This is a genomic window from Bradyrhizobium sp. KBS0727 (assembly GCF_005937885.2).
Lineage (GTDB): Bacteria > Pseudomonadota > Alphaproteobacteria > Rhizobiales > Xanthobacteraceae > Bradyrhizobium.
Genome location: NZ_CP042176.1, coordinates 554,745 through 569,208 on the forward strand (window position 1 = coordinate 554,745; position 14,464 = coordinate 569,208).

16 protein-coding genes and 1 pseudogene are annotated in these 14,464 nt (G+C 62.6%); 13 read left to right on the plus strand and 4 right to left on the minus strand.

Annotated features, from left to right (window positions below):
- Positions 1–25 precede the first annotated feature (25 nt).
- From FFI89_RS02630 to FFI89_RS02655, 6 genes are all read left to right on the plus strand, one after another.
- Positions 26–1,000 (plus strand): tripartite tricarboxylate transporter substrate binding protein, encoded by a 975-nt coding sequence (locus FFI89_RS02630; protein ID WP_138832641.1) that lies wholly within the window; start codon positions 26–28, stop codon positions 998–1,000.
- A 72-nt stretch (positions 1,001–1,072) separates the two neighbouring features.
- On the plus strand, positions 1,073–2,128 hold the full coding sequence (locus FFI89_RS02635) for an amidohydrolase family protein (RefSeq protein WP_138832643.1): 1,056 nt from the start codon (positions 1,073–1,075) through the stop codon (positions 2,126–2,128).
- Positions 2,128–3,231 (plus strand): amidohydrolase family protein, encoded by a 1,104-nt coding sequence (locus FFI89_RS02640; RefSeq protein ID WP_138836039.1) that lies wholly within the window; start codon positions 2,128–2,130, stop codon positions 3,229–3,231. The genes FFI89_RS02635 and FFI89_RS02640 overlap by 1 nt, the downstream gene beginning before the upstream one ends.
- Before the next feature lie 2 nt (positions 3,232–3,233).
- A complete protein-coding gene (locus FFI89_RS02645) occupies positions 3,234–3,659 on the plus strand; it encodes a Rieske (2Fe-2S) protein (RefSeq protein WP_138832645.1) in 426 nt (141 codons plus the stop codon).
- A 67-nt stretch (positions 3,660–3,726) separates the two neighbouring features.
- Positions 3,727–4,047: a non-heme iron oxygenase ferredoxin subunit gene (locus FFI89_RS02650; protein WP_138832647.1), complete on the plus strand. Its 321-nt coding sequence runs from the start codon at positions 3,727–3,729 to the stop codon at positions 4,045–4,047.
- A gap of 175 nt (positions 4,048–4,222) precedes the next feature.
- Positions 4,223–4,429 carry a hypothetical protein gene (locus FFI89_RS02655; protein ID WP_074821786.1) on the plus strand — a complete coding sequence of 69 codons (207 nt, stop codon included), beginning with the start codon at positions 4,223–4,225 and terminating at the stop codon, positions 4,427–4,429.
- A 45-nt stretch (positions 4,430–4,474) separates the two neighbouring features.
- On the opposite strand, the gene FFI89_RS02660 is transcribed toward FFI89_RS02655, so the two are convergent.
- Positions 4,475–4,885 carry a hypothetical protein gene (locus FFI89_RS02660; protein ID WP_371722545.1) on the minus strand — a complete coding sequence of 137 codons (411 nt, stop codon included), beginning with the start codon at positions 4,883–4,885 and terminating at the stop codon, positions 4,475–4,477.
- A 741-nt stretch (positions 4,886–5,626) separates the two neighbouring features.
- On the opposite strand from FFI89_RS02660, the gene FFI89_RS02665 reads away from it, so the two are divergent.
- Entirely contained in the window at positions 5,627–6,247 is a 621-nt protein-coding gene (locus FFI89_RS02665; RefSeq protein ID WP_138832649.1) for a helix-turn-helix transcriptional regulator, read from the plus strand.
- Positions 6,248–6,481: 234 nt separating this feature from the next.
- Here FFI89_RS02665 and FFI89_RS02670 read toward each other — a convergent pair whose 3' ends face one another.
- The 3 genes from FFI89_RS02670 to FFI89_RS02680 form a co-directional block, all read right to left on the minus strand.
- On the minus strand, positions 6,482–6,727 hold the full coding sequence (locus FFI89_RS02670; RefSeq protein WP_138832651.1) for a hypothetical protein: 246 nt from the start codon (positions 6,725–6,727) through the stop codon (positions 6,482–6,484).
- Between the two features lie 325 nt (positions 6,728–7,052).
- A complete protein-coding gene (locus FFI89_RS02675; protein WP_138832653.1) occupies positions 7,053–7,439 on the minus strand; it encodes a response regulator in 387 nt (128 codons plus the stop codon).
- 299 nt (positions 7,440–7,738) lie between these two features.
- Entirely contained in the window at positions 7,739–8,464 is a 726-nt protein-coding gene (locus FFI89_RS02680; RefSeq protein ID WP_138832655.1) for a Crp/Fnr family transcriptional regulator, read from the minus strand.
- Positions 8,465–8,626: 162 nt separating this feature from the next.
- Between FFI89_RS02680 and FFI89_RS02685 the strand changes: the two are divergent.
- The 6 genes and pseudogenes from FFI89_RS02685 (at position 8,627) to FFI89_RS02710 (ending at position 14,421) form a co-directional block, all read left to right on the plus strand.
- Positions 8,627–9,024: pseudogene (locus FFI89_RS02685) on the plus strand (response regulator).
- Positions 9,025–9,508: 484 nt separating this feature from the next.
- On the plus strand, positions 9,509–12,277 hold the full coding sequence (locus FFI89_RS02690; protein WP_138832657.1) for a hybrid sensor histidine kinase/response regulator: 2,769 nt from the start codon (positions 9,509–9,511) through the stop codon (positions 12,275–12,277).
- A gap of 12 nt (positions 12,278–12,289) precedes the next feature.
- Positions 12,290–12,766 (plus strand): chemotaxis protein CheW, encoded by a 477-nt coding sequence (locus tag FFI89_RS02695; protein WP_138832659.1) that lies wholly within the window; start codon positions 12,290–12,292, stop codon positions 12,764–12,766.
- Between the two features lie 41 nt (positions 12,767–12,807).
- Positions 12,808–13,194 carry a PleD family two-component system response regulator gene (locus FFI89_RS02700; RefSeq protein ID WP_138832661.1) on the plus strand — a complete coding sequence of 129 codons (387 nt, stop codon included), beginning with the start codon at positions 12,808–12,810 and terminating at the stop codon, positions 13,192–13,194.
- Positions 13,195–13,224: 30 nt separating this feature from the next.
- Complete coding sequence (locus tag FFI89_RS02705) at positions 13,225–14,097, plus strand: protein-glutamate O-methyltransferase CheR (protein ID WP_138832663.1); 873 nt, start codon at positions 13,225–13,227, stop codon at positions 14,095–14,097.
- Positions 14,098–14,100: 3 nt separating this feature from the next.
- Positions 14,101–14,421 (plus strand): PilZ domain-containing protein, encoded by a 321-nt coding sequence (locus FFI89_RS02710; RefSeq protein ID WP_138832665.1) that lies wholly within the window; start codon positions 14,101–14,103, stop codon positions 14,419–14,421.
- The last annotated feature ends 43 nt before the right edge of the window (positions 14,422–14,464 follow it).

Genomic DNA, 14,464 nt, shown 5'->3' on the forward strand with positions numbered 1-14,464 from the left:
CAAGAAGAAACGAAAGGGAACGGAAATGCGGCGCGGCGGTAGGCGGAATTTGCTGGCTTTGGTGTTCGCGCTGGCGTGGGCGGTACCTGCCGTCGCCGACGGCTTTCCTTCCCGGACCATCAAGATCGTGGTGCCGGCAGCAGCCGGCGGGCCGACGCATATTACCGCCCAACTGCTCGCCGAAAAGATGCAGGTGACGCTCGGCCAGCCCGTCATCGTCGAGCCGAGGCCGGGTGCCGGCAACAATCTCGGCGCTGAATTCGTCGCCAAAAGCCCGCCCGACGGTTACACCCTGTTGCTGGCAACGACCGGAACCCATGCCATCAACCAGACGCTGTTCAAGCATCTCCCGTTCGATCCGATCAGGGATTTCGAACCGGTGTCGCTGGTCGTCCAGTATCCACTGCTGTTGGTCGTCAGCCCGGATCTTCCAGTCAATTCCGTCAAGGAGCTGATCGACTATGCCAAGAAGAATCCCGGCAAACTGAACCGGGCCTCGGGCGGCAACGGCACCTCGATGCATCTGTCCGGCGAGCTGTTTGTGCATCAGGCCGGAATCGACGCACCGCATGTTCCCTACCGGGGAAGCGCGCCGGCGTTGAACGACCTGATGGGCAATCACGTGCAGCTGATGTTCGATTCCATGATCACGGCGCTGCCGCTCGTCGAGGGCGGCAAACTGCGCGCGCTCGCGGTCACCGGAAAGAAGCGCTCGCCGCTGTTGCCTGATGTGCCGACCCTGGCTGAAAGCGGCTTGCCCGACTATGAGGCGACCGGCTGGACCGGAATCGTGGTGCCCGCCAAGACGCCGCCGGATGTCATCGCCACGCTCAACGCAGCGATCGTTCAGGCGCTCAAGTCACCGGAACTGCAGCAGGCCTTCGCGAAGCAGGCCGCCGAGCCGGTCGGCTCCACGCCCGAAGAGTTCGGCGCCTTTATCCGCAAGGAAACCGACAAATGGGGCAAGACGATCCGCGAAGCGGGCATCAGCGTCGAGTAGGAGCCGCGCCTCTGCCAGCTTGCCCTGGTTGATGCCGGACCAAAGCGCCCAGCCGAAACAAGGAATGACCCGTTGTTGCGACAAGCGAACTCATTTCCGAAGGTCGACTGCGACCTTCACCTGACGTTGCCGACGACCGGCGAGTTGCTGCCTTTCCTCGACCAATATTGGCACGAGCAGGTGACCAGTCGCGGCATCGATCGCCTGGAGTTGACCGGCGACCTCTCGAATATGCCGGCCGCCGTCAGGCCGGACTGGCGAGGCCCGGTCAGTCTCGAGCTGGTGCAGGCGCGGGCGCTCGATGCGTTCGACACCGATATTGCCATCTGCAATTGCCTGTACGGCGCGCAGGCGGTCTACAATGCGGATCTCGCCGCGGCGCTGTGCGGCGCGATGAACGACTGGCTGATCAGCAACTGGCTGAGCAAGGACGACCGGCTCCGCGCCTCCATCATTGTGCCATGGCAGCACGCCGAACTCGCCGCGAAGGAAATCGAGCGCCGCGCTTCGGATCGCCGTTTCGTCCAGGTGTTGTTGATGGTGATGGGCGATGCGCCGCTCGGCAAGCGGTCGATGTGGCCGATCTACGCCGCGGCGGAGGCGCATGGTTTGCCGATCGGCGTCCACGCCGGCAGCAGCTATCGCTTCGCGCCCTGGACCAATGGCTGGCCGTCATTCCATATCGAGGACCAGGCGGCGCAAAGCGTCGGCTTCCAGACCCAGCTTCTCAGCATGATCGCCGAGGGCGTGTTCAAGGAATTCCCGAAGCTGCGGGTCGTGCTGACCGAATCCGGCGTAACCTGGTTGCCGTCCTTCCTCTGGCGCATCGACAAGCTCTGGCGCGGCCTCCGCATGGAGGTGCCCTGGGTCAAGCGTCCGCCGAGCGAGATCGTCGCCGAGCACGTCCGGCTGACCATGCAACCGTTCGACGGTCCGGCAGACCCGCAAATCGTTCGGGAAATGATCGAACAGATTGGCGAGGAGATGATGCTGTTCTCGACCGATTTTCCGCACTGGAATTTCGAGCAGGCCGAATTTGCGCCCGCAGGCTTCGAGGCTGATCTGATGAACCGGCTGCGAACGGAAAATCCGCTGAAAACCTATCCCCGGCTGCAGGAGACAGCATGATGAGTGTCATCGAGAGCCCGCGTACGGGGGCGGCCACGAAAGCCGACGTCGGCATCATCGATTGCGACGTTCATCCGCTGCCGCAGCATTCGAAGAGTCTCTATCCGTATCTCGCCCGGCGCTGGCAGGACCATTCGGAGCAATTCGGCACGCATCTGCGCCAGCCCTTCATCAATACCACGCAGTATCCACGGACGGCCCCGCTGATCTGCCGGCGCGATGCCTGGCCGCCCGCCGGCGGACCGCCAGGATCCGATCTGGCGTTCATGCAGCAGCAGCATCTCGATCCCTTTCACGTACTCAAGGCGATCCTGATCCCGCTGTTCGGCAACGTGGCCAGCGAGCGCAATCAGGATTTCGCCCGCGCGCTAGCCACCGCGCACAATGATTGGCAGGTTGCCGAATGGCTCGATCGCGACGAACGCCTGCGCGCCTCGCTGGTGGTGACGCAGGACGACCCGGTTGCGGCCGTGAAGGAGATCGAGCGCTGCGCCCGCGACGGCCGGTTCGTCCAGATCATGCTGGCGCCGCGCAGCAGCGAGCCGCTGGGCCGGCAACGCTACTGGCCGATTTATGAAGCCGCGCAGGCCCATGGTCTGCCGCTCGGCATCCATTCCTACGGCATCGGCGGCCACGCTTCGACCGGCGGCGGTTGGCCTTCGTTCTATATGGAAGAGCATTATGCGACGACGATGGGCGGTCCCGCCGTCATGAGCAGCATGGTGATGGAGGGCGTGTTCGAAAAATTTCCGGCGCTCAAGGTCGTGCTGGTCGAAATCGGCTTCGCCTGGGTGCCGAGCTTCGTCTGGCGGCTCGATCGGCTGTGGGAGCGGATGAAGGGCGAGGTGCCGCATCTCACCTATGCGCCCTCGGACTACGTCAGGAAGCATTTCTGGTACACGACGCAGCCGATGGAAGAGCCTGCCCGACCCGAGCAGTTGCGGCGTTGTTTCGACTGGCTCGGTTGGGACCGGTTGCTGTTCTCGACCGATTATCCGCATTGGGACCAGGACGATCCTTCCTACGCCTTCAAGATGAAGCTGAGCCCTGCCGAGCGGAAACAAATCTGCCGCGGCAACGCCGAAAATTTGTACAGGTTCTAGCCATGCCGAAAGAGCGCGTCGGGCTTGTCAGTGAAATTCCTCCCGGCAGCAATAAGGTCGTGACGCTTCGCGGCCGGGAAATCGCGGTGTTCAATGTCGGCGGCGACTTCTATGCGTTGTTGAATCGCTGCCCGCACGAAGGCGCGAAGCTCAGTCGGGGTATCATCGTCGGATTGCCCGAATCCGAAGTGCCCGGCTGCTATCGACTTTCACGTCCCGGTGAAATTCTGCGCTGTCCCTGGCATGGCTGGGAGTTCGATTTGCGCACCGGCAAATCGCATTGCGACCCGCAGGGGCTTTTCACCCGGCAGTACAAGACGAGCATCGAGCGGGAGGCGCCGTCTCCGGACACGTGCGGTGACGGTGGACTGACCGCGGAAACGTTTTCGGTCATCGTCGAGGAGGCGGTCGTGTTCGTTGAAGTGTAGGCCGCCTGGCGGCCTCGACGAACCGACCGGTCGCTTCACCAGAGATCACTTCAGCAAGAGGAACAGGATGCAAGACGGGGTTTGGCACGCGGTCTGCGCTACCGCCGACATCGAGACCGGCACGATGATGCCGGTCGAAATCGGCGACCTGCAGATCGCGATCTACAATGTCGGCGGCGAGTTCTTTGCCACCGACAATATCTGTTCGCATGCCTTTGCGCTGCTGACGGACGGGCTGCTCGAGGACGACATGGTGGAATGCCCGTTACACGGCGCATGTTTCGACGTGAAGACGGGCAAGGCGCAGTGCGAACCGGCCGAAATCGATCTTCGCGTCTATCCGACGCGATTAACCGGGGAACTTGTCGAGGTCTGCGTGGCGGATTGAGAGGGCCTTAACGGGTGTTTGGCGCCTGGAACCGAGGTCCGGCGTTGCCGAGGCCGGTCCCGCCGGGCCTGGACCGGTTAACCGGGCGGCGATTGGTGCTGGTCCGGATGCGGAGTTTTGTTGCTTTGGCGCCTTGTTGCGACTAAAAGGCGCCTTATCAACCGAAAGACGCACGATGGCCCACAACTACGCGATCAATGACGACGTCCATCACCAGCTGCAGGGGCCTCAGGGCCGCGCGACCGTGAAGGAACGAAGCGTCTATACCATCGTCTCCTGCCTGCCGATCGAATCCGACGGCCGCCCGCGCTACCGCATCAAGAGCAAATCCGAGAATGTCGAGCGCGTCGTGACCGAGGAACAGATCAGCCGGCTCGGCTGATCCGCCGCCAGTTTGAATCGATCAACCGCTTCCTGGCAGGCGTTGCTATTGCGCCTTGTCGTGCGCCGCGATGCCGATCGCCTTGTAGTCGTAGGTCGGATAGAACTCGGTGCGATAGCTGCCCCAGGCGGTATTCTCGAAGATGCGATTGACCTCGCGTAGCCGCGACGCCGGCAGGCGCAGCGTCACCACCTGTCCGATCCCCATCATCACATACCAGCTGACGACTTCGATGCCGGCCGGCGGGAAAGCCTTGTAATAGCCCTGCCGCTCAAGCTGTGCATTGAGTTCGCTTAACGGGCGGGACTGATCGTGCTTCAGGAACACGGTGAGCATCACGGCATTGTCGGCCGTGGCTGCGGCATTCTCCGCCGGTGCCGGTGCGGTCTGCGCCAGGACGCTTGAACTGAACAAGGCCGCTGAACCGAACGTCAGGGTTCCGGCCAGCGCAGCCATCGCCATCCAATATCCCTTGCCTTGCGACATCGCCGTCTCCCTCTTGAATGATGCGCCCGATGATTGAGGCCTCGATCATCGCGAGGCCGGCAAAGCCTGTAAATCGGAATCGGCGCGAAAAGCGGCCGTGGCGGCCGGCGATGACGGTGTTTCTACGGTCGATTGTGAAGCTGCTCACAGGGGCGCCCCGGCGTCCGCGCTATCCAAGGCGCGACCCAAAGTGCTACCCGGGCCGTCCAGGCCCGCCGGGTGGGACTGATGAAAACGCGACGATTGGCTTTTTGGTGGTTCCGGTTCGTGGTCTCGGGACGGTTCCTGGCAAAATTCCTCCAGCGACCGCGCGCCTGACGCCGCGCAATCGCAGCGAAGCCCGAGCCCCATTCCAGCCGGCGGCGTTCAAATCCTCAACCCTTGAGTGCGCCCCCGGGGCGCTTGCGCGCGCATGACGCGTAGCTGCGCTGCGGTAGCAACTCCAGGGCTGCGCAAGCCGTCAAAATCGATCAGGCTCTATTAAGAAGGTAAATGCGACCGCAGTGAAAATACCGGGCTGACGCGCACGGACGGAGGTTTATTCGATCCGTAAAATTACAGAATTCTGAGCCAAAATGCCCCATTTATCGATGTTTTCCGTGCGTTTTCGCTAAATTATGGCCATCCCAGCGGTGAATTGCGGGATTCCCCGTATTCTTACTGGCGAGGAAATTAACCATGAACGAGGAATGGGATCGATAACTTAGTTATATGTCACAAACAGACCATCGAGCCGGTGATTCGCACTTTTCAAAGTGGGTAAAGGACATCACGCCCCTGGAAGACAATCTCGACTTTGTCCATCTGTCCGTTGCGCGGCTCCGCGCGACGGAAGAGGCGGGAGCTGCGATCGCCCGGCAGCTGAACGGTCCGCTGACCGCGCTGCTGCTCTACATGAACGAGATCAAGCAGCACAGCCATCAATTTTCCCAAGCGCCCGGCAACCGCGTTTACCTGCAACAGGTCGTCGAAAACGCGCTTCAGCAGACCGAACGCGTCTGCGCGCTGGTCAAGCAGATCTCGGATCGTCACCCGGCGTCGGCTCCGGATTCCGATCACCTGCAGGGCCGGGAGAGCCAGGACGGCCGCAGCAGGGATGTCGGACGTCCGCCGGGGGTGATGTTCGCGACCGAGTCCGGCCAGAAGCCGCTGACGAAGCGCGAGCGCGAGGTGCTCAGCCTGATCAGCGAGGGTTGCTCCAACAAGCAGGGCGCCTTGCGAATGAACATCAGTCCGCGGACGTTCGAGAGCCATCGCGCCGAGGCGATGCGCAAGCTCGGGGCACGCAACACCGCGGATCTCGTGCGAAAGGCGTTGCTGCAGCCCGCCTGATCTCTCAACCGTCATGCTCGATCCAGCCGGCATCGCTCACGGACGAAGTGCGTCTGCCCGGAGGGGATGACGGTCGGGCGCGGTCGGGTCCGCGTAGGCTTCTGTTTGACTCGCTTGCTCTGCGCCAGCCGCCATCCACCCCCGATCAAGTCCGAGGGCGTGTTTTGCGCGAAAGCACCGTGGCCGGTGACGCACAAACATGCGCGTGGCGGTCGCGGCCGATGCGCTTGATGGTTAGTGGAGGTCTTCCACGAAAGAACGGACGCGAGGCGACGGCCGCAATGCGATGGATGTCTTGGGCTCTTCCTGGATGATCGTGATCGTCCACGCGGCCGGAACGCTCGCCTTGTTCTCCACGATCGATCGCACGTGGCCGGTGACCGCCGAGCCGGCTACGCGCGCGGTAGCGGTTCGGCCGTTGAACTGCGCGATACGGAAACGTCGCACTTCCTTCTGATCGCTCGTTTCAAACGTGAACATGAGGTACTCCTTCAGTCCGCGCACTATCGCCAGTCAAGATTAGCTGTCCGTGAAAATCCGAAGCCGTAGAAGTACGGCCAGGGTACGCGATGGCGCCAGATGCACGGCCCCGCCATGTTCGAAATTGATCCCGCGATGTCGGAATGTTTGCCGATGCCGGCCGCGTCCGGCCGCCATGAAGACGCCGCGATGCGGACTTGCGGGTGCGATGGCGTTTTCGAGCGAAGCGTGCCCTCGGACTTGATCCGGAGGGTGGGTATCGGCTGGCGTGGGGAAAACGAGTCAGAACGAAAGCCGGTCGGGGACGTTGCGTCCCGGAACGACCTTAGTCGTTGGGAAATACCGCTTCCATTTTGGTCCTCAGCGTCGCCGCGTTGAACGGCTTGACGATGTAATTGCTCACGCCGGCTTTTTTCGCGGCGATGACGTTCTCGGTCTTGGATTCCGCCGTGATCATGATGAAGGGCGTCTTCGAGAATTCCGGACTGGCGCGGACTTCCTTGAGCAGGTCGTAGCCGGTCATCGGTTCCATGTTCCAGTCGGAGATCACCAGGCCGTATCGCTTGGTCTGCAACTTGGCGAGCGCCGCCGATCCGTCGCTGGCATCGTCGACGTTCTCAAATCCGATCTGCTTGAGAAGGTTGCGGATGATGCGGATCATGGTGCTGTAGTCATCGACCACCAGGATCGGCATCGACAAATCAAAGGCCATGTCTCTACTCCGCGCAATTCACCAAGCCGCTGAACACGGGTGAATGCGCGCAGCACGCGAAAAGGTTCCGCTGCTTTTCTCGTACTCGCACCCGTCAGCACCGGACAATTATCAGGGCTCATTGAACAGCGCGTTAATTCCGGGCCGGACAGGTCGGCCGCGAAACCCGCTGGCTGCCAGTAATTATACGGGGAATGCGGACGCCGATCGTGGCCCGGAACAATCCCCGCGCGCAAGGTGGCGGGTGTCTGTCAAAACGATCCGGACGAACGATCAGGGCTTGGCCGGTGTGCAAGTCATCACGCGGCCGCGCAGCGAATGCGGGGGTGGAGCAGCCTCGTGTACTGAGCCTTCACGGTTCCGTAGCATTCGCAGGAGGTCCTGAGCAGGCCGTCCAGATTGGTGATCTCGATATGCCCGCGGCTGTAGTGGATGAAGTTCGCCTGCTGCAGCGTGCTGGCCACCAGCGATACGCTGTTGCGGCGTGCGCCGATCATCTGCGCCATCGATTCCTGCGTCAGCGCCAGCTTGTCGCTGCCGGACAGGTCGCGCGTCTGCAACAGGCACCGCGCCAGCCTGGACTCCACCGTGTGGGAGGCGTTGCAGCCCGCGGTTTGCTGGATCTGCGCATAGACCGCCAGCCCATGCCGAGCCAGCGCGGCGCGAAACGTTGCGCTCTGGTCGGCCGCCGCGCGCAACTGGTCGACGTCGATCGTCGAGGCCACCCCGGGTACCAGCACCACCGCGGTGTTTAGCGCGACCGCGTCGCCGAGGGCGGAGAAGGAACCGAATATGCTGTCGCGGCCGACCATCGCGACCTGAACGTGTTCGCCGCGTGCGAGCTTGACCACCAGCGAAATCACGCCGCGGTGCGGGAGGTAAGCGCGCTTGAGCGTCTCGTCGACTTCAACCAGCACCATCTCCTGCGGGAGGTCAGTGGTGCGCAAATGTGGGCGGATCAATTCAAAGTCGTCCGCTGTCAACGAAGACAAAAATCCATTCGGTGAACGGGGGGCTGATTCCACAGCAGTCTCCCTGTCTGTAGGTATGGCCTTGTAGCCAAAGCCTGATGGGCAGACCCGGATGGGCAAAGCCTTACGGATCAAGCCGTTTCTGGCGCTGGCCCCTAATACGTACACTCCGAATTCTGGGATGATGATACCGGCCCGTAAGGTTGGCAAGCAGAATTGACAGGCATTTTCGACAAGGTCGTTAGACGATCGGAGTACCTCGAACGCCATGGCATTGAAGTAACGATAGCCGATGGCGGCGAAGCCGGGCTTCGCGCCGGAAGGCGCGGGCTTCGACCTGATGATCGTCGATATCTTCATGCCGCACATGCGCGGTTTCGAATCGGTCAGGATATTTCCACGAGCGCGCGCCGGCGGTTCCGCTGATTGCAATGTGCGGCTACGCGTTCGCCAACCTCGACTCGCCGGCGCCGGACTTCCTGCGCATGGCGCTCGAACTCGGAGCGGTGCGCTGCCTGCGCAAGCCGTTTACGCCAATTGCTCTGCTGACTGTCATCAATGAGTGTGTCGCCGAAACCGGTTCTCACTTTGCTGGCGTTGTCCGGTTGGGCTAGCGCAGACTTCGTGTCGCAGACGTCGTGCGGGCTGCGCGGCGCGCGCATGCCGCATGCGACGTTCAGGATCTGTTTACCATAAGCCGGATTGCCGATTTTTTGCGATCGACGGCGTCAACAGCCATGTGATTGCCGGAACGCTCGACAAGGCACTCTAGGAAAGCCGGAAGTTGATGAAGCGCGACGAAGCGTTGCTCGCGGCCTGACGCCGGCGTGTGGCCCCGAGACGAAGTTTTCCGGTTTGTCTCGGATGATCGCCGCGCCTTTTGCGCGAACGTCGATATCGCCCGCATCACCAGAACCCGCCTGGTATCGCCACCTGCGCACCGTTGTCGAAGCTGCAAGCGATCGCGGACGGACGCAGGCGGATCGCCAAAATTCACTTCCTCCGTATTTGCACGGACAACGAAATTAACGTCGTCGTGAAACCCGGACAGGTAGCCTGGAAGGCGACCGCTATTTGAATTTTGGAAGGCATGCTCTGATGGACGATCTGTTGCGGGAGTTCCTGACCGAGACCAACGAGAGCCTGGATACGGTCGACAATCAGTTGGTGCGGTTCGAACAGGATCCGACCGACGCCAAGATCCTGGATAACATCTTCCGCCTGGTTCACACCATCAAGGGCACCTGCGGCTTCTTAGGGCTGCCGCGACTCGAAGCGCTGGCCCATGCCGGCGAGACCCTGATGGGCAAATTCCGCGACGGCATGCCGGTGACGGCCGGCGCGGTGACGCTGATCCTGTCCTCGATCGACCGCATCAAGGAAATCCTCGCCGGCCTCGAGGCCACCGAGACCGAGCCCGAGGGCACCGACGAAGACCTGATCGAGAAACTGCACGAGATGGCCGAAGGCGCCGCGCATGCGGTTGCCGAAGTTGCAGCCGCACCGGTACCCGTGGTCGCCGCCCCTCCGATGGCGCCTGCGGTCGCACAGGGCACGCCCGTGACCAGCGTAGCTGGCGCTTTGGTCGAGCAGGTGCTGGAACGCCCGTTGCGTCCCGGCGAAGTCTCGCTCGACGACCTCGAGCGCGCCTTCCGCGAGACCGAGATTGAAGTCGCGCCGGCCGCGCCCGCGCTTGCTCCTGTTGCTGCACCTGTCGCCAAGGCCGCCGAGCCGGAAGCCGCCCCCGGGCCGCGCGCGAAAGCCAAGCCGTTAAAGAAGCCGGTCGTCGCCGAGGCCGATGTCCAGGAAGCCGACAAGATCGCCAACCAGTCGATCCGCGTCAACGTCGACACGCTGGAACACCTGATGACCATGGTCTCCGAGCTGGTGCTGACCCGCAACCAGCTCCTGGAGATCTCCCGCCGCAACGAGGACACCGAGTTCAAGGTGCCGCTGCAGCGGCTCTCCAACGTCACCGCCGAACTGCAGGAAGGCGTCATGAAGACGCGGATGCAGCCGATCGGCAATGCCTGGCAGAAGCTGCCCCGCATCGTCCGCGACCTCTCCGGCGAACTCGGCAAGCAGATCGAACTGGAGATGCACGGCGCCGACACCGAACTCGACCGCCAGGTGCTCGACCTGATCAAGGATCCCTTGACCCACATGGTGCGCAACTCCGCCGACCACGGCCTGGAGACGCCGGCCGAGCGCTTGGCCAGCGGCAAGCCCGAGCAGGGCACCATCCGGCTCTCCGCCTACCATGAAGGCGGCCACATCATCATCTGCATCGCCGACAACGGCCGCGGCCTCAACACCGAGCGGATCAAGGCCAAGGCCATTCAGAACGGTCTGGTCTCGGAGTCCGATCTGGAGAAGATGACCGAAGCCCAGATCCACAAGTTCATCTTCGCGCCGGGCTTCTCGACCGCGGCCGCCGTCACCTCGGTCTCCGGCCGCGGCGTCGGCATGGACGTGGTGCGCACCAATATCGACCAGATCGGCGGCACCATCGACATCAAGTCGGTGGCCGGCGAAGGCTCCAGCGTCACCATCAAGATCCCGCTGACCCTGGCCATCGTCTCGGCCCTGATCGTGGAAGCCGCCGGCGACCGCTTTGCGATTCCGCAGCTGTCGGTGGTCGAGCTGGTGCGGGCCCGCGCCAACTCCGAACACCGCATCGAGCGCATCAAGGACACCGCGGTGCTCAGACTGCGCAACAAGCTGTTGCCGCTGATGCACCTGAAGAAGCTTTTGAAGATCGACGACGGCTCCTCGTCCGACCCCGAGAACGGTTTTATCGTGGTGACGCAGGTCGGCAGTCAAACGTTCGGCATCGTGGTCGACGGCGTGTTCCACACCGAAGAGATCGTGGTCAAGCCGATGTCGACCAAGCTGCGGCACATCGACATGTTCTCCGGCAACACCATTCTGGGGGACGGCGCGGTGATCATGATCATCGACCCCAACGGCATTGCCAAGGCGCTGGGTGCGGCCGGCTCCGCTTCCCGCGAGCTCGCCGACGAGCATGCCGCCGCGCACGCCTCCTCGGGCGAGCAGCTGACCTCGCTGTTGGTGTTCCGCGCCGGCTCGAACCAGCCCAAGGCGGTGCCGCTCGGGTTGGTGACCCGTCTGGAGGAGATCGCCACCGACAAGATCGAACTCAGTAACGGCCGCTACATGGTGCAGTACCGCGAGCAGTTGATGCCGCTGGTGCAGATGGACGGGGTCACGGTCCGGACCGCGGGCGCGCAGCCGATCCTGGTGTTCGCCGACGACGGCCGCTCGATGGGGCTGGTGGTCGACGAGATCATCGACATCGTCGAGGAGCGGCTGCACATCGAGGTGGCGGGCTCGCAGTCCGGCATCCTGGGTTCGGCCGTGATCAAGGGCCAGGCCACCGAAGTGATCGACGTCGGCCACTTCCTGCCGATGGCGTTCGCCGACTGGTTCTCGCGCAAGGAGATGCGGCCCTCGATGTCGGCGCAGTCGGTGCTGCTGGTCGACGATAGCGCGTTCTTCCGCAACATGCTGGCGCCGGTGCTGAAAGCCGCCGGCTACCGGGTCCGGGTCGCCCCCAACGCCCAGGAAGGCCTCACCGCGCTGCGCTCGGGCCAGGCCTTCGACGTGGTGCTGACCGACATCGAGATGCCCGACATGAACGGGTTCGAGTTTGCCGAGACCATCCGGGCCGACCAGCACCTGAGTTCGATGCCGATCATCGCACTGTCCTCGATGGTGTCGCCGGCGGCGATCGAGCGCGGCCGGCAGGCCGGCTTCCACGACTACGTCGCCAAGTTCGACCGTCCCGGCCTGATCGCGGCGCTGAAGGAACAGACCGCCGCGGCCGAGATCAGGCAGGCGGCTTAAGAAAGCAAGCACATGACAACGACCAAGACCGACACCATCGAGGGCACCGTGGCCGAATACGTCACCGCCGTGATCGGCGGCCAGCTGTTCGGCCTGCCGATCTCCCGCGTCCAGGACGTGTTCATGCCGGAGCGGCTGACCCGGGTGCCGCTGTCGTCGGCGGAGATCGCCGGCGTGCTCAACCTGCGCGGCCGCATCGTCACCGTGGTCGACATGCGCGCCCGGCTCGGCCTGCCGAAGAACGAGGACGGCAAGCCGCCGATGGCGGTCGGCGTCGACCTGCGCGGCGAGTCCTACGGCCTTCTGATCGACCAGATCGGCGAGGTGCTCCGACTCGCCGACGAAGGCCGCGAGGACAACCCCGTCAACCTCGATCCCCGCATGGCCAAGCTCGCCGGCGGCGTCCACCGGCTCGACGGTCAGCTCATGGTCGTCCTCGACGTCGATCGCGTCCTCGAAATCGTGCCCAAAGCAGCCCTCGCAGCATAGCCCGATTGGCAAGCGTCGTTCGTCAGACAAGGAGGCCAACAATGAAAACCTGTCTCGTCGTCGATGATTCCAGCATCGTACGCAAGATTGCGCGCCGCATCCTGGAAGAGATGTCTTTCCAGGTCCTCGAAGCCGAGGACGGTGTAGACGCGCTGGTGATCTGCAAGCGCGCCATGCCGGAAGCCATCCTGCTCGACTGGAACATGCCTGTGATCGACGGCTATCAGTTCCTCGGCCATCTGCGCCGCATGCCCGGCGGCGAAACGCCCAAGGTGGTGTTCTGCACCACCGAGACCAGCATCGACCACATCTCGCGCGCGATCGACGGCGGCGCCAACGAATACATCATGAAGCCGTTCGACAAAGTCATCGTTGCCGCGAAATTCCAGGAAGTCGGCTTGATCGAGTTGACGGAACCGACGGTCTAAATTCTTTCCGCTTGCCCTTGAGAGGCCCCCGTGACCCCGCCAGACTATGAGTATCTGCGTAAGCTCCTGAAGGATCATTCCGGTCTCGACCTGTCCGCAGACAAGCAATATCTGATCGAAAGCCGCCTGCTTCCGCTGTCGCGCAAATGCGGCCTGCCTGGCATCAGCGAACTCGTGCAAAAGATGAAGGGTGGCTCGTCCTCCCTGATCGCCCAGGTGGTCGAGGCCATGACCACCAACGAAACCTTTTTCTTCCGCGACAAGGTGCCGTTCGAACACTTCCGCGATTCGATCATGCCCGAGATCATGAAGGCTCGCGCTAATCGCAAGAGTATCCGGATCTGGTGCGCGGCCGGTTCGACCGGCCAGGAGCCGTATTCGCTCGCGATGAGCCTGAAGGAAATGGGCGCGGCGCTTGCCGGATGGCGGATCGAGATCGTTGCGACCGACCTGTCCCAGGAAGTGCTGGAGAAATCCAAGGCGGGCATCTACAGCCAGTTCGAGGTCCAGCGCGGCCTTCCGATCCAGCTGCTTGTGAAATATTTCAAGCAGAACGGCGAGTTCTGGCAGATCGGCGCCGACGTTCGCGCCATGGTTCAGCACCGGCAACTGAACCTGCTGCACGATTTTTCCCAACTCGGGGTATTCGACGTCATCTTCTGCCGCAACGTCCTGATCTATTTCGACCAGGATACCAAGATCAACGTTTTCGGCCGTCTCGCCAAGACGATGGAACAAGATGGCTTCCTGGTGCTGGGTGCGGCGGAAACGGTTGTCGGCTTGACCGATGTGTTCAAGCCGTTTCCGGACAAGCGCGGGCTCTACCGGCCGACCGGCACGCGTGCGATCAACGCACCGGCCGCAACAGCAACGCCAAAGGTCGCGGCGATGGCAGGACGTTGAGGAATGTCAGAAGACAACAAGGGAACCGAGCGCGTCACGTTCAGCCGGGGCTATGATGTCTGCATCATGGCCATCGACGGCACGTGGCGCCGCGATTGCCAGCTTAATGCGATCTCGGATAACGACGCGGCCTTGACCGTTGAAGGCTCGATCCAGGGCCTCAATCTCAAGGAGTTCTTCCTGTTGCTGTCGTCGACCGGTCTTGCCTACCGCCGATGCGAACTGGTTCGCGTCAACGGCACGGAAATGGACATTCATTTCCTGAGGGGCAAGCACGGCAAGAAGCGGTCGGGCGCTGCCAAGGACGACGAGAAGATGAACTGAGGCGATCCCGCCTCGAGCTTGAGCGCGGCGTCGAGCTTCTCCG